The 25609-nt window shown below is 71.6% G+C and carries 24 protein-coding genes and 1 pseudogene; 2 read left to right on the top strand and 23 right to left on the bottom strand.

The window, feature by feature from the left end; translation table 11 throughout:
• Positions 1 to 55 precede the first annotated feature (55 nt).
• From V7E45_RS17500 to V7E45_RS17580, 17 genes and pseudogenes are all read right to left on the bottom strand, one after another.
• Entirely contained in the window at positions 56 to 613 is a 558-nt protein-coding gene (locus V7E45_RS17500; RefSeq protein ID WP_333775129.1) for a TetR/AcrR family transcriptional regulator, read from the bottom strand.
• 64 nt (positions 614 to 677) lie between these two features.
• Positions 678 to 1520, bottom strand: coding sequence for an RNA polymerase sigma factor WhiG (whiG, locus tag V7E45_RS17505; protein ID WP_020942497.1), 843 nt, complete (start codon positions 1518 to 1520; stop codon positions 678 to 680).
• A gap of 360 nt (positions 1521 to 1880) precedes the next feature.
• Complete coding sequence (gene dprA, locus V7E45_RS17510) at positions 1881 to 3038, bottom strand: DNA-processing protein DprA (protein WP_333775105.1); 1158 nt, start codon at positions 3036 to 3038, stop codon at positions 1881 to 1883.
• A 48-nt stretch (positions 3039 to 3086) separates the two neighbouring features.
• Positions 3087 to 4712, bottom strand: coding sequence for a YifB family Mg chelatase-like AAA ATPase (locus V7E45_RS17515; protein WP_333775106.1), 1626 nt, complete (start codon positions 4710 to 4712; stop codon positions 3087 to 3089).
• Between the two features lies 1 nt (position 4713).
• Positions 4714 to 5109, bottom strand: coding sequence for a YraN family protein (locus tag V7E45_RS17520; RefSeq protein WP_333775107.1), 396 nt, complete (start codon positions 5107 to 5109; stop codon positions 4714 to 4716).
• A gap of 86 nt (positions 5110 to 5195) precedes the next feature.
• The gene (locus V7E45_RS17525; protein ID WP_014675276.1) at positions 5196 to 5504 is read right to left on the bottom strand and encodes a DUF2469 domain-containing protein; all 309 of its coding nucleotides are present in this window, start codon (positions 5502 to 5504) and stop codon (positions 5196 to 5198) included.
• Positions 5505 to 5560: 56 nt separating this feature from the next.
• Positions 5561 to 6091 carry an NUDIX hydrolase gene (locus tag V7E45_RS17530; RefSeq protein WP_333775108.1) on the bottom strand — a complete coding sequence of 177 codons (531 nt, stop codon included), beginning with the start codon at positions 6089 to 6091 and terminating at the stop codon, positions 5561 to 5563.
• Positions 6084 to 6842: a signal peptidase I gene (gene lepB / locus V7E45_RS17535; protein WP_333775109.1), complete on the bottom strand. Its 759-nt coding sequence runs from the start codon at positions 6840 to 6842 to the stop codon at positions 6084 to 6086. Before lepB (V7E45_RS17535) ends, V7E45_RS17530 begins: the two co-directional genes overlap by 8 nt.
• A gap of 155 nt (positions 6843 to 6997) precedes the next feature.
• On the bottom strand, positions 6998 to 7987 hold the full coding sequence (gene lepB / locus V7E45_RS17540; protein ID WP_333775110.1) for a signal peptidase I: 990 nt from the start codon (positions 7985 to 7987) through the stop codon (positions 6998 to 7000).
• Positions 7878 to 8972, bottom strand: a pseudogene (lepB, locus tag V7E45_RS17545) (signal peptidase I); the annotation flags it as partial. The pseudogene lepB (V7E45_RS17545) and the gene lepB (V7E45_RS17540), both read right to left, overlap by 110 nt.
• Positions 8965 to 9660 (bottom strand): signal peptidase I, encoded by a 696-nt coding sequence (lepB, locus tag V7E45_RS17550; protein WP_333775111.1) that lies wholly within the window; start codon positions 9658 to 9660, stop codon positions 8965 to 8967. The pseudogene lepB (V7E45_RS17545) and the gene lepB (V7E45_RS17550), both read right to left, overlap by 8 nt.
• 45 nt (positions 9661 to 9705) lie before the next feature.
• Positions 9706 to 10056, bottom strand: a complete 351-nt coding sequence (gene rplS / locus V7E45_RS17555) for a 50S ribosomal protein L19 (protein ID WP_333775112.1) — start codon at positions 10054 to 10056, stop codon at positions 9706 to 9708.
• A gap of 135 nt (positions 10057 to 10191) precedes the next feature.
• The gene (trmD, locus tag V7E45_RS17560) at positions 10192 to 11025 is read right to left on the bottom strand and encodes a tRNA (guanosine(37)-N1)-methyltransferase TrmD (RefSeq protein WP_333775113.1); all 834 of its coding nucleotides are present in this window, start codon (positions 11023 to 11025) and stop codon (positions 10192 to 10194) included.
• Positions 11025 to 11573 carry a ribosome maturation factor RimM gene (gene rimM / locus V7E45_RS17565; RefSeq protein WP_333775114.1) on the bottom strand — a complete coding sequence of 183 codons (549 nt, stop codon included), beginning with the start codon at positions 11571 to 11573 and terminating at the stop codon, positions 11025 to 11027. Before rimM ends, trmD begins: the two co-directional genes overlap by 1 nt.
• Positions 11574 to 11655: 82 nt before the next feature.
• The gene (locus V7E45_RS17570; protein WP_033321114.1) at positions 11656 to 11895 is read right to left on the bottom strand and encodes an RNA-binding protein; all 240 of its coding nucleotides are present in this window, start codon (positions 11893 to 11895) and stop codon (positions 11656 to 11658) included.
• A 5-nt stretch (positions 11896 to 11900) separates the two neighbouring features.
• Positions 11901 to 12320 (bottom strand): 30S ribosomal protein S16, encoded by a 420-nt coding sequence (rpsP, locus tag V7E45_RS17575; RefSeq protein ID WP_333775115.1) that lies wholly within the window; start codon positions 12318 to 12320, stop codon positions 11901 to 11903.
• 309 nt (positions 12321 to 12629) lie between these two features.
• Positions 12630 to 13232: a hypothetical protein gene (locus tag V7E45_RS17580; protein ID WP_333775116.1), complete on the bottom strand. Its 603-nt coding sequence runs from the start codon at positions 13230 to 13232 to the stop codon at positions 12630 to 12632.
• A 500-nt stretch (positions 13233 to 13732) separates the two neighbouring features.
• Here V7E45_RS17580 and V7E45_RS17585 point away from each other — a divergent pair, with 500 nt between their 5' ends.
• Positions 13733 to 14593, top strand: a complete 861-nt coding sequence (locus tag V7E45_RS17585; RefSeq protein WP_333775117.1) for a class I SAM-dependent methyltransferase — start codon at positions 13733 to 13735, stop codon at positions 14591 to 14593.
• 42 nt (positions 14594 to 14635) lie between these two features.
• Here the strand turns inward: V7E45_RS17585 and ftsH are convergent, their stop codons facing one another.
• The 6 genes from ftsH to nsdA form a co-directional block, all read right to left on the bottom strand.
• Positions 14636 to 16579 (bottom strand): ATP-dependent zinc metalloprotease FtsH, encoded by a 1944-nt coding sequence (gene ftsH, locus V7E45_RS17590; RefSeq protein ID WP_333775118.1) that lies wholly within the window; start codon positions 16577 to 16579, stop codon positions 14636 to 14638.
• A gap of 96 nt (positions 16580 to 16675) precedes the next feature.
• Positions 16676 to 18223 carry a signal recognition particle protein gene (gene ffh / locus V7E45_RS17595; RefSeq protein ID WP_333775119.1) on the bottom strand — a complete coding sequence of 516 codons (1548 nt, stop codon included), beginning with the start codon at positions 18221 to 18223 and terminating at the stop codon, positions 16676 to 16678.
• A gap of 83 nt (positions 18224 to 18306) precedes the next feature.
• Positions 18307 to 20757 (bottom strand): [protein-PII] uridylyltransferase, encoded by a 2451-nt coding sequence (locus tag V7E45_RS17600; protein ID WP_333775120.1) that lies wholly within the window; start codon positions 20755 to 20757, stop codon positions 18307 to 18309.
• 26 nt (positions 20758 to 20783) lie between these two features.
• Positions 20784 to 21122: a P-II family nitrogen regulator gene (locus V7E45_RS17605; RefSeq protein ID WP_039656487.1), complete on the bottom strand. Its 339-nt coding sequence runs from the start codon at positions 21120 to 21122 to the stop codon at positions 20784 to 20786.
• Positions 21119 to 22471 (bottom strand): ammonium transporter, encoded by a 1353-nt coding sequence (locus V7E45_RS17610; protein ID WP_333775121.1) that lies wholly within the window; start codon positions 22469 to 22471, stop codon positions 21119 to 21121. The genes V7E45_RS17605 and V7E45_RS17610 overlap by 4 nt, the downstream gene beginning before the upstream one ends.
• A 328-nt stretch (positions 22472 to 22799) precedes the next feature.
• The gene (gene nsdA / locus V7E45_RS17615) at positions 22800 to 24278 is read right to left on the bottom strand and encodes a transcriptional repressor NsdA (protein WP_333775122.1); all 1479 of its coding nucleotides are present in this window, start codon (positions 24276 to 24278) and stop codon (positions 22800 to 22802) included.
• Between the two features lie 457 nt (positions 24279 to 24735).
• Here nsdA and V7E45_RS17620 point away from each other — a divergent pair, with 457 nt between their 5' ends.
• Positions 24736 to 25398, top strand: coding sequence for a bifunctional DNA primase/polymerase (locus tag V7E45_RS17620; RefSeq protein ID WP_333775123.1), 663 nt, complete (start codon positions 24736 to 24738; stop codon positions 25396 to 25398).
• The last annotated feature ends 211 nt before the right edge of the window (positions 25399 to 25609 follow it).

The following is a 25609-nucleotide window of genomic DNA, read 5'->3' on the forward strand; positions in this document are numbered from 1 at the left end:
GCGGGCAGGCGGGCAGGCGGGCAGGGCGAAGGATGCCGGGCGGGGCCCGGTGGGGTCAGCCCGCCACGCCGCGCAGCGCCATGTTCACCGCCGCGTCCGTCACCGTCGAGGCGTCCTCCGCGGCGAGCAGTTCGATGCGGCGGACGGCCGCGTCCACGACGCCCTGGAGGAGCATCGCGGCGAGCCGGGGCTGCTCGTGGCCCATCTCGCCGAGGGCCTCCACGACCATCGCGACCAGTTCTCCGTGCGCCGCCCGGATCTTCTCGCGAGCACCCGCGTCCAGTTCGCTCGCCGAGATCGCCACGACGGCCCGGTGCCGCCGGTCCCCGACCAGCGCCAGCTGCTGCCGCACGTATGCCTCGACCTTGTCCTCGGCCGTCGACGCCCGTTCCATCGCCGCCGCGACCTCGGCCGCCCACACCGGGAAGTCGACCTCGCACAGCTCCTCGACCACCGCGGCCCGCGAGCGGAAGTACTCGTACACGGACGAGCGCGCCAGCCCCGTGCGCTCGGCCAGGGCGGGGAAGGTCAGCGCCTCCGTCCCGCCCTCGGACAGCAGGGACCGAGCCGCGTCCAGCAGGGCGGCTCGCTGCATCGACCGGTGCTCGGCCACGGAGGCCGCTCGAATCCTTGGCACGTCAACCACTTTACGGATACGCCACCCCGGAAGGGAGGAGTCAGCGCCCGAAGGCCGCGAGCTTCGCCCGCAGCTGCAGCACCGACTTGGTGTGGATCTGGCTGACCCGGCTCTCGGTGACCCCGAGCACGTTCCCGATCTCCGCGAGGGTCAGCCCCTCGTAGTAGTACAGCGTGACGACGGTCTTCTCGCGGTCGGGCAGGGTGTTGATCGCCCGCGCCAGGAACCGTCTCAGCTCCCGGTCCTCGGCCACCTCCACCGGGTTGTCGGCGGCGGTGTCCTCCAGCGTGTCCATGAAGCTGAGGCCGTCTCCGTCCTCGCCGCCGACGTGCAGCAGTTCCTCCAGGGCCACGACGTTGGCCAGCGACAACTGGCTGAACACGGCGTGGAGGTCGTCCACCTCCATGCCCAGTTCGGCGGCGACCTCCCCTTCGGTGGGGGTGCGCCGGAGCCGCGCCTCCAGCGTCGCGTACGCCCGTTCGACGTTGCGCGCCTTCTGCCGGACGGACCGGGGGATCCAGTCCAGCGCCCGCAGTTCGTCGATCATCGCGCCCCGGATCCGGGTGATCGCGTAGGTCTCGAACTTGATCTCCCGGTCGACGTCGAACTTCTCGATGGCGTCGATCAGCCCGAACACGCCCGAGGAGACGAAGTCGGCCTGCTCCACGTTGGGCGGCAGACCGACGCTCACCCGGCCCGCCACGTATTTGACGAGCGGCGAGTAGTGCAGGATCAGTTGCTCCCGCAGCCGGTCGTCCCCCGTCGCCTTGTACGACCGCCACAGCTCGTCGAGCGTCGAGGGAGCGGGCGGCCGCACGCTGCCACCGTCGCGGGCGGCTGGGGGGATCGCCGCCCGGTCTGACCCGGAGGTGTGCTGGGGCATTCGTCGCCTTGTGCCGTTCTGCCGTGAAGTGCCGTGTTCTGCCGTGGAGCGGGGGAAGTGACCGGAGGTGGGATGTGGTGGGGTGGGTGAGGTGCCCTGGGAGGTCGTGCACCGATGTGGGGTACCTGGGTGAGCTGTCGGCCTGATGTCGAGTTGGCGCGTTCTGCGCCCGGACTTCGTGAGCGTAGCGTGACTGAGGAGTCGCGGTGTGCGAACAGCTAGGCACCACCCCTGCGCGAACCTCCCCCACCGGGTCTCGCGCCGCACCTCGCGGGTCGCTCTGTGTGATCGGACGCGGGTGCCAACTCCGGGAATTCCCAAGGGCATAGGGGGTTCCCCCGGACGGCCGAACACGCTCGGTCAACATCGCCCCCGGCCGGTCCGGGCGGAGATCATCGCCTGGCGTGTCAACTTCCAGCCGTCGCCGTGTCGTTCGACGTAACCAAGTGCTCGGAGTTCGTACAGTCTCGCGATCGCGTCGTCCGGCGTGGTGCCCGCGTCGCACGCGATCTCGCCAACCGGGGCCACGCGGTCCCCCGGCAGGGCGGCCAGAACGGCCCGGGCGGCCGGCTCCAGCAGGTCACGCGGAAGGACCGGACCCCGCCGGGGCGGAGCCAGCTCACCCATGTCACCCACGACTTCGACCACCTCGGCCGCGTCGGTGACCAGGACCGCCTCGCCGCGCAGCATCTCGTGCACGCCGGCGGAGAGCCCGCTGGTGACGGGGCCCGGCACCCCCATGGTGAGCCTGCCCAGGCGCGCGGCCGCCCGGGCGGTGACCAGCGAGCCGCTGCGGCAGGCGGCCTCAACGACGACGGTTCCCCTGGTCAGAGCCGCGATCACCCGGTTCCGCAGCACGAAGCGGCTCGGTGTCGGATGCTCGCCTGGCGGCAACTCGCCGATCACCAGTCCCTGTTCGGCGATCCGGTCGATCAGGGCGGTGTGGCCGCGCGGGTAAGGGCGGTCGACCCCGCAGGCCAGCACGGCGACGGTGGCCCCGCCCGCGGCGAGAGCGCCGCGGTGGGCGGCCCCGTCGATCCCGTAGGCACCCCCCGAGACGACGACCCAGCCCCGCTCGGCCAGCTCCGCGGCGAGCGTCCCGGCGACATGGCTGCCGTACTCGGTACAGGCGCGGGCCCCGACGACGGCGACGGACCTCAAGGCCCACATCCGCAGTCCGGGCCGCCCACGGACCCACAGCCCCAGGGGCCGGCCGTCGCCGAGGTCGTCGAGCTGGCCGGGCCATTCCGTGTCCCCCGGGCACACGAACCGCACGCCGGCCCGGCACGCCTCCTCCAGGTCCCGCTCCGGCTCGGCCCGCCGCGCCCGGGCGACCAGGCCGCCCCACCGCGTCCCGCTCACCCCCGGCAGCGGCTCCCCGCCGTCCCGCAGCCGCCGCACCGTCTCCCCCGGCCCGTAGCGCCGCAGCCACCGGCCGGACGCCTCGTCGCCCGGCTCGACGACCCGGGTGAGGAAGACACGGTCCAGCAGCTCCCGCTCCCGGTCACCCACGGTCATGTCGGTGCCCCCCGCCGTGTGATGCCCCCGGGCGTGACAGGGCCCCGGTCATGTGAGAGCCCCGATGGCCATGGGCACGCCCCGCGGCACTCCGGTGCGCAGTTGCAGGGCGAGGCCGACGTCGGTGGCGTCCGGGCGGTCGTGGCCGACGAGGTCCGCGACCGTCCAGGCGACACGCAGCACCCGGTCGATCCCGCGGGCCGTGAGCACACCGCGTTCGAGGTTGCGTTCGGCCTCGTCCATCGCTCCGGCGACGGCGTGGAAGCGGCCGCGCAGCTCCCGTCCGGGCACTTCGCCGTTGGTGCGCCACGGGGTCTCGGCGAGCCGGGCGGCCGCCCGCTCCCGGGCCGCCCGGACCCGGTCGGCGACGGTGGCGGTGGACTCGCCGCGGGCGCCGGGGCCGGTGAGCTGGGCGCGGGTGACCTGATCCACCTCGACCCGCAGGTCGACCCGGTCCAGCAGGGGGCCGGACAGCCGGGCCTGGTAGCGGCGGATCGCCGACGGCGGGCAGTCGCACAGGGCGTCCCGCTGCGAGAAGCGTCCACAGGGGCAGGGGTTGGCGGCCAGGACCATCAGGAACCGGGCGGGGAACCGGACCACGCCCGCGCTGCGCGCGATCACCACGTGCCCGGACTCCAGGGGCTGCCGCAGGGCGTCCAGGGTCTGGCCGTGGAACTCGGGCGCCTCGTCGAGGAACAGGACGCCCCGGTGGGCGAGGGAGACGGCGCCCGGGCGGCCGACGCCCGGGCCGCCGCCGACGAGCGACTGCATCGTGGCCGAGTGGTGCGGGGCGCAGTAGGGCGCGACGTCGATGAGCGGCTTGCCCGGGGGCAGCAGCCCGGCCACCGAGTGCACCGCCGTGACCTCCAGCGACTCCTCGCGGGTGAGCCGGGGCAGCACGGCGGGCAGCCGCTCGGCGAGCATGGTCTTGCCCGCGCCCGGCGGCCCTTCGAGGAACAGGTGGTGCCCGCCGGCGGCGGCCACCTCCACGGCCGTGCGCGCCGAGGTCTGGCCCACGACGTCGGCCAGGTCGTGCCCCTGGTCGTACTGTGCGGCACCCGCGCTGTGCATGCCGGTGGCCGCGCCGGTGCCCGGCACCCGCAGGCCGGCCAGGAGGGGATCGGGGCGCCCCTGGTCGTCGGGCTCCTCCTCGGGCACGGGCGCGTCGGTGAGGACGGCGATCAGCTGGCGCAGGCTGCGGATGCCGAGCACGGACACGCCGGGCACCAGGGACGCCTCGGCGGCGGCGCACTCGGGTACGACCACCTGTTCGTAGCCCGCTTCGGCGGCCGCGAGGACGGCGGGCAGGATGCCGCGCACCGGCCGCACCCGGCCGTCCAGGCCCAGCTCCCCGATCATGACGAGGTCCGCGAGGACCCTGGGGTCGATGCGTTCGGCGGCGCCGAGCACCGCACAGGCGACGGCCAGGTCGAAACCTGAGCCGGCCTTCGGCACGGAGGCCGGGCTGAGCCCGACGGTGAGTTTCTTCTGCGGCCACTCGCCGCCCGAGTTCACCACCGCCGCGCGGACCCGGTCGCGGCTCTCCGTCAGGCTCTTGTCGGGGAGGCCCACCAGGGTGAAGGCCGCCACGCCGGGCTCCAGGTCGGCCTGGACCTCGACGACCACTCCCTCGACGCCCACCAGGGCCACCGAGCAGGTTCGGGCGAATCCCATGTCAGGACACCCCCCGCGCGTGCTCGACCGCCGGGGCGCCCCGGCGGGGCAGGAGGACGCCGACCAGGTCGATGCGGACGCCTCCCGGCGGGGCTCCGCCGTGGCTCTGGATCCAGCGTTCGGCGAGGTCCCTCAGCCGTCGCGCCTTCGCGGGCGTGACGGCGGCCATCGGATGCTGGAACATGCCTGACCTGCGGGTCTTAACCTCGCAGACGACGAGGGTGTTTCCGTCGCGGGCCACGATGTCGATCTCGCCGGACCGCCCGCAGCGCCAGTTGCGCTCCAGGATCGTCAAACCGGCCTCGGTCAGCCGCCGCGCGGCCAGGTCCTCGCCGTACCTGCCGAGTCCACTGCGTGCCTTGCTCATGTCGGCACCACCTCCGGCGCCAACCGTCACGCATCACGAGAACAGAAGTGGATCTTGGTGTGCTACTCGCCGGTTGTGGAAAAACCCGTCACCCGAAAGAGGGGACCGCAGGCGTGTCAGCCGCCCGGAAGTTCGAGGTCGCTCTTGTTCAACTCCTCGATGTTCACGTCCTTGAACGTGAGGACGCGGACCTGTTTCACGAAGCGGGCCGGCCGGTACATGTCCCAGACCCAGGCGTCGGCCATGGTCACCTCGAAGAAGACCTCGCCCTGGACTGAGTGCACCTGCATCTCGTAGTCGTTGGTGAGATAGAAACGCCGCTCGGTCTCGATCACGTATTTGAACAGACCGACGACATCTCGGTACTCCCGGTAGAGCTTCAGCTCCATCTCGGTCTCGTACTTCTCGAGGTCCTCGGCGCTCATGGCATGTTCCCCTTCAGCCGTGCGATCCCACCATTGTGCGCCAGTCCGACGGACCCTCAGACGATTTCCGTGTCGAGGGTCATTGGCCTGGCCGGGGGACCTTCGTCGAGCAGCGTGCGCAGCAGCCCGGCGAGTCTGGTCGGATACACCGTCTCACGTGCCCGGCTCAGTTCCTCACAGGTCCACCAGCGCGCTCCGACGACACTGCGCCGCTCCAGCTCGGTCAGCCCCGGCGCCGCGGTGGCCGTCTGGGTGGTACGGGCCAGGTAGTACCACTCGTCCTGGTCCCAGCGGCGGCCGGCGAACGGGAAGGAACACCGCCGGCGCCACAGCACGGGACCGAGCCGGACGTCGGTGATGCCGGTCTCCTCGGCGAGTTCCCTGAGAGCGGCCTCTTCGCGCGTCTCGTCGCCCTCCAGTCCGCCGCCCGGGGTGAACCACCAGTCGTCGGCCGGGTCGTCCGGCTCGTGGCCGTGCAGCAGGAGGATGCGGTCGCGTGGGTCGAGCAGGACCACCCGGGCGACCTTGCGCAGACCGCCCTCGTAGCTCTCCTCGCCGGTCGGCGTGGGCTCGGCCGGCTCAGCCACGGGCGCGGGAGCGGCCCAGCCGCTTGGCGATCGGACCGTAGGCGCCGCCGCCGAGGACCAGGACGGCACCGGCGACGACCAGCAGTTCGATGGTCGTGAGCGGGCCCGGCCGGGAGAGGGCGCCCAGGGTCTCGAAGCCGGTGGGCCGCTTGAGCATGCCCTTCATGGGCCAGACGACGGCGTCGACGCGGGCTGAGACGGCATCGCGGGCCACCGTGCCCCGGGCCGCGTCGGTGAGGTGGGCGGTGGAGTCCAGGGAACCCTGGCGCTCGTCGCCGAGCAGGAAGAGACGGCCCTCGGGGACGGTCACCGTCGGGAAGTTCTTGATCTCGGCCAGGCTGCCCTCGGGCAGGTACGGCTCGTCGATCTGCTTGCCGTTGACGGTGAGCTTGCCGTCGGTGCAGCAGGAGACGGTGTCGCCACCGACCGCGACGACCCGCTTGACGACATTCGCGTTGGCGACCCAGTTCTTGTCCCGGAAGACGACGACGTCACCGCGCTCGACCTCACCGCCGTCGACACGCTGGGCCAGCACCCGGTCGCCGATGTCGATCGTCGGGGTCATCGAACTGGTGGGCACGGTGTACGGCCGGTAGACCAGGGCTCCCCAGACGAACCCGCCGAGGAACATGACCAGACCCAGTGCCACGGCCAGCCCGGACAGCCGTTGCCCGAGCCGGCTGCCGCCGGTCTGTGCCGTGCCTGTGCTCCCGCTGCGCGGGGCCGTACGCGTCGTGCTCTCGCCACCCATGGACCCGCACCCTACCCGGCAGTACCGGGCAGGGGCAGCCCCTCTTTCGCGGCCCGCACATTCACGACCGGCACGTTCACGACCGGCAGGTTCACACCCGCGCGTTCACGGCGGAGGCATCGACGACCCGGGCACGCACGCCCCGGGCCGAACGCTCAGCGCTTGTCGGACCTCACCGGCTGCGTCCGCCCGCGCCGCCACAGCGCCACCGGAAGCACCGCCGCCACGGCGGCGCCCTCCGGGGCCACCGAGAGGGCGGCCGCGGCCGAGGACTGCTGGTTGAGACCGGGCTGGTCGAAGGTGTCCGGGACGGGCAGGGTGCCCCAGCGGTTGATCGGCCATGCCTTGACGATGGCGCGGCCGACGACCTTGTCGACGGGGACCATGCCGTGGTGCTTGTCGGACTGGTTGTAGCGCGAGTCGCGGGAGTTCTGGCGGTGGTCGCCCATCACCCAGATGTAGCCCTTGGGAACCTTGACCTTGAACTGGCCGCCCTGGTCGTCCTGGCTGCACGGGGTGTTGCCCGGGTAGACGTACGGCTCGTTCAGCGCCTTGCCGTTGACCACGAGCGGGCCGGTGCCCTTGCACTGGACCGTGTCACCGCCGACGCCGATGACCCGCTTGATCAGGTCCTTCTCCTCGGCGGACGGCATCAGGCCGATCCAGCTGAGCACCTTCTGCACCGGGTTCGGGTTGGGCGTCGGCTCGCCGGCCAGCCAGTTGTCCGGGTCGTGGAAGACGACGACCTCGCCGCGCTCGGGCTTGGAGCCGAACCACGGGGTGAGCTTGTCGACGAGGACGCGGTCACCCTGCTGGAGGGTGTTCTGCATCGAGTCCGACGGGATCGAGAACGCCTGCACCAGGAACGTCTTGATCAGCAGGGCGAGGACCAGGGCGATGCCGATCAGGATCGGCAGTTCCTTCCAGAACGAGCGCGGCTTCCTCGGCGGGCGTGCGCCCTCGTCCGTACCGTCGCTCTCGGCCTCGGGCCGCTGTCCCTCCGGCGTGTCGTCTCCCGTCGCCGAGAACTCCGAGCTCCCGGAGCTCATGGCGCCGCCGGGACCGGGGACGTTCGCCTCCACGGGGTGCCCGCGGTGCTCCTCGCCGTCGTGTCCCGACCGTGCGCCAACCGCCACATCCCCCACGCCAACTCCTTACTCTGTGCCGCCGCCTGCCCCATGCACGGTGCAGGCCCACCACTCCCATAACGAGCGGGAGTTCCGCAGGGCTCGGGAGCTGGGTCATTGCGTTCGGATCGTCGGAGGCAACCCTATGCGACGGCGCGGGAGCCGCGGTCGACCCCGACACGGAGTTCACAACGCTTGCGAAGGTTTTAGGTTCGTCGAGGCGGGTCCAGTGGCCGACGGGCCAGCCGATCACCATGGCGCGGCCGACCACCGAGTTCTCGGAGACCGTGCCGCCGTACGGCGTGTTCTGGTGGGCGCGGGAGTCGGCGGAGTTGTCCCGGTGGTCGCCCATCACCCACAGGCGCCCCTTGGGCACGGTGATGTCGAAGGGCGTGGCGGACGGGGAACTGCCGGGATACAGGTAGGCGCCCTCGGTCAGCGGTACGCCGTTGACGGTGACCCGGCCCTGCGCGTCACAGCACTTGACGTGGTCGCCGCCGACCCCGATCACCCGCTTGATCAGGTCCTTCTCGTTGTCCGACGGAAGCAGGCCGATGAAGGTGAGGCCTTCCTTGACCTGCTTGACGACGATGGGGTCGTGCTTCTTGGCGGTCTGCTCGTCGGCCAGCCAGCCGCCCGGGTCGTGGAACACAACGACGTCCCCGCGCTTGGGCTTGGAGCCGAACCACGGGGTGAACTTGTCGACCAGGACGCGGTCGCCGATCCGGATCGTCTGCTCCATCGAGCCCGACGGGATCACGAACGCCTGGACGAGGAAGGTCTTGAGGACCAGCGCTATCAGGACGGCGACACCGACCAGGAGGGGGATCTCCCGAACAGCCGAACGCCTGCGCTTGCGCTTCACCTTGCGCTGGAGCTTGCGCCGCTCGGCGCGGCTGCGGCCGGGGGCGGGGCCGGCCGCCGAGGTGCGGCGCGTCCCGGTGGGCAGCAGGTTGTCGGCCGGCGTGCTGGGCACCCCACGCGGCCTGCCGCGGTTACCCATGCGCACCCTCCGCGGCGGGCACGCGCGCGTACGCGGACGGGCGGTGCAGCCGGGTCAGCCGGTCGTACGGCCAGACGATCCAGTCGGCCCGGCCGATGACCTCGCCGACGGGCACCATGCCGCCGCCGGGTGAGCCGAGGTGGTCGCGGGAGTCGCTGGAGTCGCCGCGGTGGTCCCCGAGGAGGAACAGGCGGCCCGCGGGCACGACGACGTCGAAGGGGACGGTGGAGGGGGTGTCCCCCGGATAGAGGAACGCCGTCTCGTCGACCGGTCGGCCGTTCACCTCGATCCTCCCCTTCTCGTCGCAGCACACCACATGGTCTTCCCCCACCCCGACAACGCGTTTGATGTAGTCGGCGTCCCCGAAATACCCGGTCCCGTCGAAGACAACCACGTCGCCGCGGCGCGGCTGGGCACCGAAACGGTACGCCAACTTATTTACGAGGACGCGGTCGCCGATCCTCAATCCCTGTTCCATGGATCGGCTCGGAATCTGGAACGGTTGCACCACGAAAGCGTTGAGGAGCAGCAAAAACCCAAGGCAGGCGAGGAGGGTGAGGCTGATCCTGCCGCCCGGCAACCGGTCGGCGATCCACGCCACCAACGCGAAACGCGACCGGCCCTCCGATCCCGGTATACCGGGAAGGGAGGAGCGGTCGCGTTCCGTCGGCTGTGCTTCGGTGTCCATCGGAGCCAGATGCTATCCGGCTCCGCCGTGACCCCGGAAAAGCGTTCAGCTGTCGCGCTTCTCCTTGATCTTCGCGGCCTTGCCGCGCAGCTCACGGAGGTAGTACAGCTTGGCGCGGCGCACGTCACCACGGGTGACGAGCTCGATCTTCTCGACGATCGGGGTGTGCACCGGGAAGGTGCGCTCGACGCCGACGGAGAACGAGACCTTGCGGACCGTGAAGGTCTCGCGGACACCGGAGCCCTGGCGACGGATCACCACGCCCTTGAACTGCTGCACACGGGAGCGGTTGCCCTCGATGACGCGGACGTGCACGTTGACGGTGTCACCCGGGCGGAAGGCCGGGATGTCGCTGCGCAGCGACGCGGCGTCGACGTTGTCGAGCAGGTGAGACATTTCGTCTGCTTTCTTCGCTGATGCCACAGGTCATCAACGGCAACTAGGTGTACAAGAGGTCTGCCGTGCGGGTCGGGACGGGCGTCGTGTCCCCCTGTGGCAGGGGCGCACGCCGGACGGGCGCACAACAGCGGTCTATTCTTCCACGGCCCCGGTCCTGCGCCAAAATCGACCGTACGGCTCGCCCTCCGGGTCCGGGGCCCAGCCCAGGACGGAGAGCATCTCGCGGTCCTTCTTGTCGAAGGCCTTCGGTTCGCAGTGCTCGATCAGGTCGGGCCGGTGGGCCGTGGTGCGCCTGAGCGCCTCGTCGCGGCGCCAGCGGGCGATCTTCCCGTGGTGGCCGCTGAGCAGCACGTCCGGGATGTCCCGGCCGCGCCAGACGGGCGGCTTGGTGTAGACGGGGCCCTCCAGGAGGCTCGCCATCGCGCCGGGTGCGAAGGAGTCGTCCCGGTGGGACTCGGCGTTGCCGAGGACGCCGGGCAGCAGCCTGGCCACGGCCTCCGTGATCACGAGGACGGCCGCCTCGCCGCCGGCGAGGACGTAGTCGCCGATGGAGACCTCGTGGACCGGCATCCGGGTCGCGTACTCGTCCATGACGCGCCGGTCGATGCCCTCGTATCGGGCCGGTGTGAAGATCAGCCAGGGGCGTTCGGACAGCTCGACGGCGAGTTCCTGGGTGAAGGGGCGGCCGCTCGGGGTGGGGACGATCAGCGTGGGTGCCTGGGCGCCGGACTCGTAGCCGTCGGCGAGGACCGTGTCCAGGGCGTCCCCCCAGGGGTCGGTCTTCATGACCATGCCGGGGCCGCCGCCGTACGGGGTGTCGTCGACCGTGTTGTGCCGGTCGTACGTCCAGTCCCGCAGGTCGTGGACGTGCACGTTCAGCCGTCCGCGCGCGCGTGCCTTGCCGACGAGGGAGACGTTCAGCGGTTCCAGGTACTCCGGGAAGATCGTGACGACGTCGAGGCGCATCAGGACTCGTCCTCGTCGCGGGAGGACGCGATCTCGGCGCGGTCGTCGATCAGGCCCGGCGGCGGCGTGATGACGGCCCGCTGCTCCTCCAGGTCGATCTCGGTGACGATCTCCTCCACGAACGGGATCATGACCTCGGTGCCGTCGGGGCGTTCCACGATGAACAGGTCCTGGGAGGGCAGGTGGGAGATCTCCGTGATCCGGCCGACCTCGGTGCCGTCCTCGGTCACCACGTCCAGGTCCATGAGCTGGTGGTCGTAGTACTCGTCCTCGCCCTCGGGGAGCTCATCCGGGTCGATCTCGGCGATCAGGAGGGTGTTGCGCAGGGCCTCGGCGCCGCTGCGGTCGCTCACGCCCGCGAAGCGCAGGAGCAGCCGGCCGCTGTGCACCCGGCCGGTCTCGATGGTGAGCGGTCCCGTGGAGGCGGGGTCGGTGGCGAGTACGGCGCCGGGCGCGAGCCGGAGTTCGGGCTCGTCGGTGCGCACCTCGACGGTGACCTCGCCCTTGATGCCATGGGCACGGCCGATCCGTGCGACTACCAGCTGCACTGTGCTTGTTCTCCTGTCATACGACTACGGGCCGGGGACGGCCCAGTGGCCCTCCCCGGCCCGAGCCGGTGCTGCGAAAGCGTCAGCGGACTTGGTCCACGTCGACGAGGTCGACACGGACACCGCGGCCGCCGATGGCACCCACGACGGTGCGCAGAGCACGCGCGGTGCGACCGTTGCGGCCGATCACCTTGCCGAGGTCGTCGGGGTGCACCCGGACCTCCAGCACGCGCCCGCGACGCAGGTCGCGCGAGGCGACCTGCACATCGTCAGGGTTGTCGACGATGCCCTTCACGAGGTGCTCAAGCGCCTCTTCGAGCATGCTGCTCAGGCCTCGGTCGACTCGGACTCAGCCGCGGCCTCGTCCTTCTTCTCAGCCTTCTTCTTCTGGGTGATGGCCTCACCCTTGCCCTCGTCGTCACCGCCGAGCGCCTCGAACGTCGGACGGGTGGCCTTCGGCTCGGCGACGAGCAGCGGCGCCGGGGCGGGCTCGCCCTTGAACTTCTGCCAGTCGCCGGTCTTCTTCAGGATGGCGAGGACGGGCTCGGTCGGCTGCGCGCCGACACCCAGCCAGTAGGCGACGCGGTCGGCGTCCACCTCCATGACCGACGGGTTGTAGGTCGGGTGGTACTTGCCGATCTCCTCGATCGCACGGCCGTCACGGCGGGTGCGGGAGTCGGCGACGACGATGCGGTAGTGAGGCGAACGGATCTTGCCCAGACGCTTCAGCTTGATCTTGACTGCCACGGGAGTGGATTCTCCTGGATTTGACGTGGTTGGGCACGGCGAGATTGCCGCGTGGGGTTGCGGTACCCGAGTGCCCGATGGACGCGTCAGCCGGAGGAGAGAGGGGTCCTGTGCGACTGTCGAGTACAGCTAGCCATTGTGCCACACCCTGTGGGTCGCTTATGGCGGAGGGTGTGGACGAGGGCGCTGACGACGATACGGGGCCCCGTCAGGGCATGCCGAGGAGGCACCCGGCGCGGGGGTGAGCTGCGTCGGGTGCGCGAGCCCCGGCGGGAGAGCGGGGTACGGCTGCCACGAGCAGCCGTACCCCTAACTCGCCGCCGCTCCCACGACCTCCGGGATACGGAACGGCTTGCCGCAGCCGCCGCACACGATCGGGGCCTGGGCCAGGACCGAGGGCACCACGCGGACGTTGCGCCCGCAGTCGCAGACCGCCTTGACGCGGACCCCGCCACCGGAGGAGCCGTGCCGGGCGGCCGGGCCGCGGAACGTGCGGGAGGTGTCGGCGGAGGTGGCCACCGTGTGGGCCTTCAGCGCGCGCTGGAGCCGCTCCATGGTGGGGCGGTAGCGGCGCTTCGCCTCGGGGTTGAGCGTGACCAGGGAGAAACCGCTGCTGGGATGCGGTTCCTCGGGGTGGTCCAGGCCCAGCTCCTCGGCGATGGCGAGGAATCGGCGGTTGTGGTAGCGGCCGGCGCGGGAGGTGTCGCGGACCCCGCGGGCGGCGGCGATGCCGTGGACTGCCTCGTGAAGCAGTCGTTCGAAGGAGAGTTCGTGCCCGCACGCGGACGACGACTCCCCGATAAGGGACTCTGGCGCGGCAAGGTCAGGCAGCTCGGGGTGGTACCGCTGAATATCGGCCCACGCCTGCGCCAGCTCTGCGGCGAGAACAGGTGGTGTCTGTGTCGTGCTCACGTAATGACAACGAGCGTGGGTGCCGCTGTGTTCCTATTCCGGGCCATCCCAAATAATTTGCACTTACCCGTCAGTTGCCGCTGATGCGTCCTGACGAGGGCGGGTGCGCTGATCTGCGGAGAAGCCTCGCAGCTCATACCAAGCCGGTGCGTAGCCTGACGTACGACCCGGCGTGTACGCCTCGGTGCGGCTGTGATCGGGGGATGCGCAAGGGGCGTTTCGGCCGCTCTCGCGTACGGGTCTCTGTCTCACTCAGCGCCCGCGGCGCCCGCGACGTTACCCCGAGCCCGCGCCTGCCCCGGCATCCGGCGGGTCACGCAGGTTGCGCGGACGTGAAATCTCGCCACACAGGCGCACCGGACCCAAGCGGGGCCCCACGACCCCTGGACGGCACCGCGAGCCGGGAGTTACCTGGCATACGTGGATAGTGCGAGCGCACGGCACGGGGGCCACGCAATCGGGCACTGCGACGAACTGTCGGCGGAATGGGGCGCTTACCTATGACACCTACGCTCGTGCGGGAACACCTGGCCCACGCGGCTTCCGCACCACCCCGCGTGGACCTGTGCGCACGCGCGCGTGACTGGTCCGAGATCCAGGAGCGGATGCTGGTGCCGCTCTACGAGACCGTCCACGAGCGACTGGAAGTGGGCCCGGGCACCAGGCTGCTGGGCCTTCGCTGCGGCTCCGGGCTCGCCCTGCTGATGTCCCTCTCCAGAGGGGCTTCGGTCACCGGTGTCGACTCCTGCCCCGAACGGCTCGCCCTGGCGCGCGAGCGCCTGCTGCCGGGCGGGCCGCGCGGCACGCGCACGCGGGCCGGCGTGCGGCTCGTGGCGGGCTCCCCCGGGGACCTGGCCGACGCCCGGACGCCCGCGTACACCGTGGTGACCGTGTTCGAGCCGATCGGCTGCCGGGCGGGCGACGCCGAGGGGCTGGGCGAACTGCTGGCCGCCGCGCTGCCGCTGGCCGGGCACGGAGCGGCCGTGGTGCTCGCGGGCTGGGGCCCGCCGGAGCGCTGTGCCACCTCCTCGGTGCTGCGCGTGGCGACGAAGCCGGCCGATCCGCCGCGCGGCGCGGGCCGGTGGCGTCCCGCCCACCGTGACGACCTGGAGGAGGTCGCCCACCGGGCCGGGCTGAAGCCGGACGGCTCGGGGCGGGTGTCCTGCCCGTTCGGGTACGCCGACACGGACAGCGCCGTGCGCGGGCTGCTGTCGACGGGCCTGTTCGACGCGGCGATCGCGGCGACGGACCGCAGGCAGGTGGACAAGGAGCTGACGGAGGCGCTGCACCCGTACCGGCGCGAGGACGGCACGGTGTGGATGCCCAACGTGTTCCGCTACCTGATAGCCCGCGTGCCGTAGCGAACAGCGGAGCGGCGGGGCGGACGGCGGCCGCCGTGCGGCCTACGCCGTCTCGGACTCCTTGGCCAGGCGCGTGATCCCGGCGATCCGGTACGCCTCCGCCTCCTCCAGCGTCTCGCTCTCCAGGAGGGCCCCGGCCAGGGCGTCGAGCCGGCCGCGGTGCTCGCGGAGCTTGTTGCGGGCCTCCTCGTAGCACTCGTCGACGATCCGGCGCATCTCCCCGTCGATCACGTCGAGGGTGTGCGGGGCGGCCGCGAGGCCGTACGCCTGCTGGGCGTCGCTCGGGAGGGCGGACAGGCGGCCGACGCGTTCACTCATGCCCCAGCGGGCCACCATCCCGCGCGCGATGTTGGTGACCTGTTCGAGGTCGTTCTCGGCGCCCGTGGTGACGACGCCGTAGACGACGTCCTCCGCGGCCATCCCGCCGAGGGCACCGATGATGCGGCCGCGCAGGTACTCCTCCGAGTGCGCGTACCGCTCCACCTCGGGGGTGGACATGGTCACGCCGAGGGCCCGGCCGCGCGGCACGATGGTGATCTTGCGGACGGGGTCGGCGCCCGGTTGGAGCATGCCGAGGAGGGCGTGGCCGCTCTCGTGGTAGGCGGTGCGGCGGCGGTCCTCCTCGGGCATCACGAGGGTGCGTTCGGCGCCCAGCTGGACCTTCTCCAGCGCCTCGGACAGGTCGCCGGCGGTCACCTGGTCCTGTTTGCGCTTGACCGCGAGCAGAGCGGCCTCGTTGGCGAGATTGGCCAGATCCGCCCCTGTCATTCCGGGGGTCACCCGTGCCATCTGCGGCAGGTCCACATCGGGTGCGAGCGGGATGTCCCGGGTGTGGATCCGCAGGATCGCCTCGCGTCCGCCGCGGTCCGGCGGGGCCACGTTGACCACCCGGTCGAAGCGGCCCGGCCGGGTCAGTGCCGGGTCGAGGATGTCCGCGCGGTTGGTCGCGGCGATGACGATCACGCCTTCGGAGCCCGAGAAGCCGTCCATCTCCGTGAGGATCTGGTTCAGGGTCTGCTCGCGCTCGTCGTGGCCGCTCATCGAGGCGCCGCTGCCGCGCGCCCGCCCGATGGTGTCGATCTCGTCGATGAAGATGATCGACGGCGCCACCTTGCGGGCCTCGGCGAACAACTCGCGGACGCGGGACGCGCCGACGCCGACGATCATCTCGATGAACTCGGACGCCGAGGCGGAGAAGAACGGCACTCCGGCCTCGCCGGCGACCGCGCGGGCCAGCAGGGTCTTGCCGGTGCCCGGCTGTCCGGCCAGCAGCACCCCGCGGGGCAGTTTGGCGCCCATCCTGCGGTAGGCGTCGGGGTGCTCCAGGAAGTCGACGACGTCGTCGAGTTCGCCCTTGACCTCGTCGATCCCGGCCACGTCCGCGAAGGTCGTGCGCTTGCTGTCGGGGCGGGGTCCCACCGGCTTCGGCGGCGGCTTGCGGCCGAACATGCCCGCCGCGCCGCCCAGTCCCGCTCCGATCCGTCGGGCGAAGAAGATCCAGATCGCGGCGAGGAACACGATGGGGATCAGGGAGATCAGCAGGTTGGACAGGAAGCTGCGCTCCTGCACCACCGGTCGCGCGGTCACCGTGACGCCGTGGCTGCTCAGCTCCTGCCACAGCTTGTCGGTCGCGAAGGCCGGCCGTTGCGTCTTGAACTTGCTGTAGGTGCCGCCGCCTTCGGGATCGGCGCGGGGGCTCTTGAGCTGCCCCTGGATCGCGTCGCCCTTGGAGTAGATCTTCGCGACGTTGCCGTCGCCGACCTCCCGGCTGAACTCGGTGTACGAGATCGTCGGCTCGTTCCCCTGGCCGAGGTAGTTCAGGCCGACGTAGGCGAGCAGGAAGACGATCACCGCGGTGACGAACAGGCCCCACCATCGGCCGCCGCGCAGCCTGGATCCCCCGGTCCGCCTCGGCGGCTCGTCCGGGGTGCCCTCGGCGCGCCACGGCTGGTCAGGGGCCTGGCGTGGTGGCGCGGCATTGCTCATACCAGGACGTTACGGCACATGACAGACCACGGCACGCGCTGAGGGCGCCCCCCGGGTCCGGGAGGCGCCCTCGGTGTGGCGTTGCGCGGGGCCGGATCAGCCCATGAACTTCTTGAACTCGTCCGGCAGTTCGAAGTCCTGACCGCCCTGCTGCGGCAGGCCGAAGGCGCCGCCCTGGGCCGCCGCCTCGCGGCGCTGGGCGTCCTCCAGCTCCTGCTGCTTGCGCTTCATCGGGTTGCCGGAACGCTGCTTGCCCTTGGCCTTCTTCGGCTGCTTCTTGGTGCGGCCGGGGCCGCCGCCCATGCCGGGGATCCCCGGCATGCCGGGCATGCCGCCGCCCTGGGCCATGCGGGACATCATCTTGCGGGCCTCGAAGAACCGTTCGACCAGGTTCTTCACCGCGCTGACCTCGACGCCCGAGCCCTTGGCGATACGGGCACGGCGGGAGCCGTTGATGATCGCCGGGTCCTGGCGCTCGACCGGGGTCATCGACTTGATGATCGCGGCGGTGCGGTCGACGTCGCGCTCGTCGATGTTCTGGATCTGGTCCTTGATCTGGCCCATGCCCGGGAGCATGCCGAGCAGCTTGGAGATGGAGCCCATCTTGCGGACCTGCTCCATCTGGGCCAGGAAGTCGTCCAGGGTGAAGTCCTGGCCCTTCTTGGACGCCAGCTTCGAGGCCATCTTGGCGGCCTCTTCCTGGCTGAAGGTCTTCTCCGCCTGCTCGATCAGGGTGAGCAGGTCACCCATGTCGAGGATGCGGGAGGCCATCCGGTCCGGGTGGAACGCGTCGAAGTCGTCCAGCTTCTCGCCGTTCGACGCGAACATGATCGGCTTGCCGGTGATCTGGCGGATCGAGAGCGCCGCACCACCGCGGGCGTCACCGTCGAGCTTGGAGAGCACCACGCCGTCGAAACCGACGCCGTCGCGGAAGGACTCGGCCGTGTTGACGGCGTCCTGACCGATCATCGCGTCGACGACGAACAGGATCTCGTCCGGGGAGACGGCGTCGCGGATGTCCGCGGCCTGCTGCATCATCTCCTGGTCGATGCCGAGACGGCCGGCGGTGTCCACGATCACGATGTCGTGGACCTTGGACTTCGCGAACTCGATGGAGTCCTTGGCGACCTTGACCGGGTCGCCCACGCCGTTGCCCGGCTCCGGGGCGTAGACGGCGACACCGGCGCGGTCGGCGACGACGCTCAGCTGGTTGACGGCGTTCGGGCGCTGGAGGTCGGCGGCGACCAGCAGCGGCGAGTGGCCCTGGTCCTTGAGCCACTTGCCGAGCTTGCCCGCCAGGGTGGTCTTACCGGCACCCTGGAGACCCGCCAGCATGATGACGGTGGGGGGCTGCTTGGCGAAGCGCAGCCGCCGGGTCTCGCCGCCGAGGATGGTGACCAGTTCCTCGTTGACGATCTTCAGGACCTGCTGGGCCGGGTTCAGTGCCCTGGAGACCTCGGCGCCGAGCGCGCGCTCCTTCAGGTTCTTGATGAAGGAACGCACGACGGGCAGCGCCACGTCCGCTTCGAGGAGCGCGATGCGGATCTCACGTGCCGTGGCGTCGACATCCGCCTCGGAGAGCCGTCCCTTGCCGCGCAGGTTCTTGAAAGTCGCTGACAGGCGATCGGAGAGAGTGTCGAACACGGCGCTCGCGGTCCTCGGGGTCGGTGATGGCTTCTGGGAATCGCCCTCCAGGGTATCCCGGCGTCGAACTCACCGGGGCAGGGTCATCCCCGCAGGGTCTCCTCGAGCACGCGCGCCAGCGATGCCGCGTCCCCGTCCGGCAGCGGCGCACCGGTGCCGGTGGTGACGTAGAAGGCGTCGACGGCGTTGGCGCCGAGGGTGCTGACGTGCATGCTGCGCACCTGGACCCCGGCCTTCTCCAGGGCCATGCCGATGCGGAACAGCAGGCCGGGCGCGTCCTGGGCGCGCACCTCGATCACCGTGGCGTGGTGGGAGGCCGCCGGGTCCACCGTCACGCGCGGCGGCGGTGCCACCCAGCCGCGGCGGCGCGGGTAGGCCGCGTCCCGCTCGGCGAGGCGGCCGGCGATGTCGAGCGAGCCGTCCAGGGCGCGGACCAGGTCGGCGCGCAGCCGGGCCGCCTGGGGCAGGGAGCCGTACTCGGCGGCCACCCGCCAGTTCAGCAGCAGGACCGCGCCGTCGTCGACGTCGTCGGGCAGGCGCAGGGTGCGCAGCTCGGCGGTGCGGACGGTCAGGCGGTGCACGGCGAGGACGCCGGCGACGGCGGGCAGCACGGCCGGCTGGTCCGGTACGGCGATCAGCAGTTCCACACCGAGCGGCTCGGGCGCGCCGGGGGCCTCCTCCTCGCCGGCCGGTTCGGGCTGGGCGCGCAGCGCGAGGACCGGGCTGCCGGTGCGGAAGGCCTCGATGGCCAGCCGCTCCTGCTCGGCCGTGGGGGCGGCGGGCTCGGGTTCGGCGGGCTCGTTCCCGGCCAGGACGGCGCGGACGCGCCGGACCAGGTCGGCGACGAGGGAGCCGCGCCAGGAGGACCAGGCGGCCGGGCCGGTGGCGAGGGCGTCCGCCTCGGTGAGGGCGTGCAGCAGTTCCAGGGTGCCCTGGCTGCCGACGGCGTCGGCGACCGCGCGGACCGTCGCCGGGTCCTCCAGGTCGCGCCGGGTGGCCGTCTCGATCAGCAGCAGGTGGTGCCGGACGAGGGTGGACAGGACGGTGGCGTCGGTGGGGTCGAAGCCGATCCGCGCGGCCACGTCCCTGGCGATGATCTCGCCGGCCACGGAGTGGTCGCCGGGCCAGCCCTTGCCGATGTCGTGCAGCAGCGCGGAGACCAGGAGCAGGTCCGGGCGGCTGACCCGGCGGGTCAGCTCGGAGGCGCGGACCGCGGTCTCGATCAGGTGGCGGTCCACGGTCCAGAGATGGACGGCGTTGCGCTGCGGGCGGCAGCGGACCCGCTCCCAGTCGGGCAGCAGCCGGCTGATCAGGCCCTCTGCCTCCAGCGCCTCCCAGACGTCGACGGTGGGTCGGCCGGAACCGAGCAGGGTCACCAGTTGTTCGCGCGCCTCGGCGGGCCAGGGCGTGGGCAGGGGCCTGGCGACGGCGGCCAGGCGCCGTACGGCGTGCAGGGAGAGCGGGAGTCCGGCCTGTGCGGCGGCGGCCGCGGCCCGCAGCGGGAGCACGGGGTCGCGTTCGGGGCGCGCGGAGCGGGCGAGCACCGCCTCGCCGTCCTGCTCCACCACGCCTTCGGCCAGCGGTGAGCGCTCGGCGACCGGCCTGCCGCCGCCCAGCATGGCGCGCAGGCGCGGGCGCGCGGACCGCGACCGCAGGACACGCCCGACCTCGCGCCAGGTGACGTCACTGGCGTACGAGATCACGCGGGCCGCTTCGTAGACCTGCCGCAGCAGGGTGTCGGCGTCCAGCAGGCCCAGCCCCGCCGCCACCTGGTCCTGCTCCTGCAGCGCCAGCCGGTCGGTGGCCCGGCCGGTCGCCAGGTGCAGGGCGTCCCGTACGTCGAGAAGGCGCCGGCGGGCGTCCGCGAGGCCCTCGCGCGGGGCGTCGGCCAGCCAGGAGGCGGCCACGGCGCGCAGGGCGGTGGCGTCCCTCAGGCCACCGCGGGCCTCCTTGAGGTCGGGTTCCAGGAGGTACTGGAGCTCGCCCTGGCGTTCGGCGCGCTCGGCGCACAGTTCCCGCAGTTCGGGGAGGCGCTTGGGCGCCTGGTTGCGCCAGTCGGCGAGGACGGTGGTGCGCAGTGCCGCGGTGAGGCCGAGGTCGCCGGCGAGGTGGCGGGCGTCGAGGAGGCCGAGGTGGGCCTTCAGGTCCTCGCCGGCCGTCCTGCGGGCCTCGGCCGGGGTGCGCACGGAGTGGTCGAGGGCCAGCCCGAGGTCCCAGACGGGGTACCAGAGGCGGTCGGCCAGGGCGGCGACGGCGTCGGGGGCGCTGCCGTCGTGGAGCAGCAGGAGGTCCAGGTCGCTGCGCGGGGACAGCTCGCCGCGGCCGTAGCCGCCGACGGCGACGAGCGAGACCCCACGGGTGTCCCGGGCCGCGGCGGTGAAGAGTCCGGTGAGCCAGTCGTCGGTCAGCCCGGCCAGGGCGGCACGGCGCGGCGGCCCGGACCGCGCCTCCTCACCCAGGAGGCGCAGCCGGGCCGCCGCGTAGCCGCTGGGTCCCGAGTCATCCGCTTCGTTCCGCACCTCTGTACCCGTCACCCGGCGACTCCCGTTCTTCCGTCGTGTCAGAGCGCGTCGGGGCCGCGCTCGCCGGTGCGGACCCGGACGGCGGTCTCGACCGGCAGGGACCAGACCTTGCCGTCACCGATCTTGCCGGTCCGGGCCGCCTTGACGACGACCTCGATCAGCTGCTCGGCGTCGTCGTCCTCGGCCAGCACCTCGATACGGATCTTGGGGACGAGGTCGACGGTGTACTCGGCACCACGGTAGACCTCGGTGTGGCCCCGCTGACGACCGTAACCGCTGGCCTCGGTGACCGTCAGTCCGTGGACGCCGAAGGCCTGGAGGGCCTCCTTGATCTCGTCGAGCCGGTGCGGCTTGACGACGGCGGTGATGAGCTTCATGCGTCCACCCTCTTGGTCTGCTTGGTCTGCGGGGCGGCGCCCGGGGCCGGGGAGGTGGCGGAGCCGATGACGCCACCGCCGGCGCCGCTGAAGTCGTACGCGGTCTCGGCGTGCTCGGCCCGGTCGATGCCGGAGATCTCCTCGTCCTCGGAGACCCGCATCCCGATGGTCCGGTCGAGCAGGAAGGCGAGGACCGCGGAGACGATCAGGGAGTAGGCGAGGACGGCGCCGACGCCGGCGCACTGCTTCCACAGCTGGGTCCAGCTGTGGTCGCCGTAGAGGACACCGGTCGCGGCGGACTGGCCCTTGCCGGTGGCGAAGAAGCCGATGAGCAGGGAGCCGATGATGCCGCCGACCATGTGGACGCCGACGACGTCGAGCGAGTCGTCGTAGCCGAACCGGAACTTCAGGCCCACGGCCGCGGCGCAGGCGACACCGGCGATGGCGCCGACGGCGATCGCGCCGAGCGGGGAGACGGCACCGCCGGACGGGGTGATCGCCACCAGGCCGGCGACCGCACCGGAGGCGGCGCCCAGTGTGGTGCACGCGCCGTGCCGGAGCTTCTCGTAGGCGAGCCAGGCGAGCATGGCGGCGGCGGTGGCGACCTGCGTGTTGACGAACATCAGCGCGCCCACGCCGTCGTCGTTGCCGAGCCACGAGCCGGCGTTGAAGCCGAACCAGCCGAACCACAGCAGACCCGCGCCGAGCATGACCAGCGGGAGGCTGTGGGGGCGCATCGGGTCCTTCTTGAAGCCGACGCGCCGGCCGATCACGAGGATGACGCCGAGGGCCGCCGCGCCCGCGTTGATGTGGACCGCCGTGCCGCCGGCGAAGTCGATCACACCGAGCTTGTAGGCCCAGCCGTCGGCGCCCCAGACCCAGTGGGCGACGGGCACGTAGACGATCGTGGCCCACAGCACGACGAACAGCGACCACGCCGAGAACTTCACGCGGTCCGCGAGGGCGCCGCTGATCAGGGCCGGGGTGATGATCGCGAACATGAGCTGGAAGACCATGAAGACGAAGATCGGGATGGTGTAGCCGTCCCACAGCTGGGTGAGCCCGATGTCGCTGAGCCCGAGCCAGTGGGAGTTGAAGCCGATGAAGCCGTTGTTCGTGCCGAAGGCGAGCGAGAAGCCGTAGAGCACCCAGAGGATGGTGACGATGCCCATGCTGATGAAGCTCATCATCAGCATGTTGAGGGTGCTCTTGACGCGGACCATGCCTCCGTAGAAGAAGGCCAGGCCCGGGGTCATGAGCAGCACCAGGGCGGAGCAGATGAGCATGAAGCCTGTGTTCGCGGAGGACAGTTTGGGTGCCTCCGCGGCAAGCGTGATGGCTGGTGCCATCGGCGTCTCCTCGTCGGTTGTGCGGCCCCGTGCGGGCGGTGCCTGGGCGGTCCGGTCGGATGAGGGGCTGGCCGGTTATGCGCCATGAGACTGGCGCAGCGCGGTTTCGATGGAAGCCCCTCGTTGTTTCGCCGGGGTGACGAAGACGCCCTGCGTGTTACGCGTGGGTGAAGCGCGGGGTGCCGGTCCACGGGATCGTCGTCCTGGCGCGACGTCCCCGGACAGCGCAAACCGGCCACGGCGGGCCTCTCGATGACCTGGCATGGGGGAGCCGAGTCGGGCAGTTCGGGAGGACCGGCCGTGGCCGGGGCTTGGGTGTCCCGCTCGGTCAGACCGCTTCCGCGGCCTCCGGCAGGTCGACGGCGAGCTGGTCGGTGAGATCGGCCACGGTGGCCAGGTCGCCGAAATCGCGCACCGCGGTGTCGACCGTCTTTCGGATACGAGTGTTCACACGCTCGGAGCGGACCTTCCGGGCGATCCCCATGGCCTGTGAGGCGAAGTCGGTGCTGCGCTCGGGCTCGCGCTGGAGCAGGTGCACGGTGGCCATGCCGATCAGGTTGAGCGCGTACGACCGCTGGTGCTCGGGGTCCTTGGCGAACAGCTCCACCGCTCGCTGCATCAGCGGCTCGGCCAGTGAGGCGTAGGCGGGGCTGCGGCCGGCGACGTAGGCGAGGTCACGGAAGGAGTGGGAGTTCTCCCCGTACAGCTCGGCCTCCGAGAAGAAACGGATCCAGTCGGGGTCCGGCTCGTCCCACTCGTCGGCCTCGGCGAAGGTGTCCTCGGCCATCCGCACGGCCCGCTTGCACTTGCCGGGCTGGCCCATGTTGGCGTAGGCGCGGGCCTCCATCGCATACAGCATGGACTGGGTGCGCGGGCTCGCGCAGTCGCGGCTGCCGTACTGCGCGAGGTGGATCAGCTCAAGGGCGTCGTCGGGCCGGCCGAGGTGGATCATCTGGCGGCTCATGCTGGAGAGGATGTAGGAGCCGAGCGGTTTGTCGCCGGCCTCCTTGGCGGCGTGCAGGGCGAGCACGAAGTACTTCTGCGCGGTGGGCTGGAGTCCGACGTCGTACGACATCCAGCCCGCGAGTTCGGCCAGCTCCGCGGCGACCTTGAAGAGTTTGCGGGTCGTGGCCTCGGGCTGCGGCTCCTGGAGGAGGTCGGTGACCTCGTGCAGCTGCCCGACGACGGCCTTGCGGCGCAAACCGCCGCCGCACTGGGCGTCCCACTGCCGGAACATGCGGGTGGTGGACTCCAGCAGGTCGAGCTCGGGCCTGGACAGCCGGCCCGGCCTGCGGGACTCCAGCGGCGACTCGGGCTCGGGCGGGACCGGCCCGGACGGCGTCGGCACCAGCCAGCGCTGCATGGGCTCGATGAGGGACGGGCCCGCGGACAGGGCCAGCGACGTTCCGAGGAAGCCGCGCCGCGCCAGCATGAGGTCGCTGCGCGAGAACTCGCTGAGCAGGGCCACCGCCTGCGGGCCCGTCCAGGGCAGGTCGACGCCGGACGCGGAGGGTGACTGACGGGTGGCGCGCAGACCCAGGTCCTCGACGGAGACGACACAGCCGAAACGCTCGGAGAACAGCTCGGAGAGGATCCGCGGGATCGGCTCACGCGGGTTCTCCCCGTCCAGCCAGCGGCGCACGCGGGAGGTGTCGGTGGAGATGTGGTTGGCCCCCAGCTGGCGGGCCCTGCGGTTCACCTGGCGGGCCAGCTCGCCCTTGGACCAGCCGCTGCGCACGAACCACGAGCCGAGCAGCTCGTTGGGGCGCTTGTCAGCGTTCGTGCCGATACCGCCGTTGCCGCCCACTGGAACGCCCCCATCCCTGAGACCACTTGTCGCCGAGTGCGCCAAGCCCTATCAGAATGCCGGTAAATACGGCCTCCCGTCCGCCGGTTCTCACCCTTCGAACGAGCCGACGACGTGCCACCGGCATACCCACGGGTGCATGTGCCTAAAGGCCTCGCACACTCACAGTAATCCTACGATCACCGCTCCAGCCATGGCGATCCTTGAAACGCCACCATTCGCCACCCCTTCGAATGAACTCACGGTCGCCCTCTCGCGATTCACTTGACATAGGACGGCCGGAAGTAGGCGGAGTGGTGCGCGCAGGGGCGCACGACCTCCGGTGCGCGACCCGAAGTGCCGCAAGGCGCCGCCTTGGCCTCGCGGAAGCGGGGGAAGTCGAAGCCGTAGCGTCACGTTCCGCTTCCGTCTCGCTCCGTTTCGTAACCACCGGCGCGCTGGACCCGTTGGAGGGGGCATGGGCTTCACGATCGGCGGTATCCGCGAGATCCGCTCCAGCACGCGTCGGCGCGGCCGCTCGTCGGAGTGCACCGCCGTCGCCGAGTTCACCGGCCTGTGGGCCTGGGACGTGGTGCCGGGTGCGCGGGCCGCGGCGGGCGCCTGCTCCTGCGGACGCGCGGACTGCCCCGAGCCCGGCGCGCACCCGCTGCGTTTCGCGGCGCCGGTGCCGGCCGGGGCGACGCTGGACCAGGTGACCAGGGCCTGGTCTGAGTTCCCTGGCGCCTCCGTGATGCTGCCCGTCGGCCGTGCCTTCGACGTCATCGAGGTCGCCGAGCCCGCCGGCCGCCACGCCCTGGTCCGACTGGAGCGCATGGGGCTCCCGCTCGGACCGGTCACCGCGACCCCGGACGGCCGTGTCCACTTCTTCGTGGCCCCCGGCGCCGCCGCGGAACTGCCGAAGCTGCTCTACCGCATGGGCTGGGACGACCCCACCACCCTTGACCTGCGCGGCCTCGGCCCCGGCAGGTACATCACCGCCCCGCCCTCCGACCGGGGCGGCCTCGGCCCGGTGCGCTGGCTGCGCCCGCCCGCCCTGGACTCGGCGACCCGGCCGCCGGCGGCCCGGCTACTGCTGGGCACCCTGGCCTACGTGGCGCACCGGTCGCGGTCGCGAGTCTGACCACGGAGCGCCCCGCACGAGACGGAGCACCGTGCGAGCGCAGCGTGCCGTACAAGGCACGGCGCCCGAACAAGGCGGAGCGCTGTACCGGACGGAGCGCCGTGCGAACGGAGCGCGCCGTACCCGGCGGACCGCCGCACGAAGCGAGGCGCCATACGAGGCGAGGCGCCGCACGAGGCGGACCGCCGCACAAGGCGGACCGCCGGAAAAG

Origin of the sequence: Streptomyces sp. IBSBF 3136 (genome assembly GCF_036815105.1) — a bacterium.
In the GTDB taxonomy this organism is placed as follows: domain Bacteria; phylum Actinomycetota; class Actinomycetes; order Streptomycetales; family Streptomycetaceae; genus Streptomyces.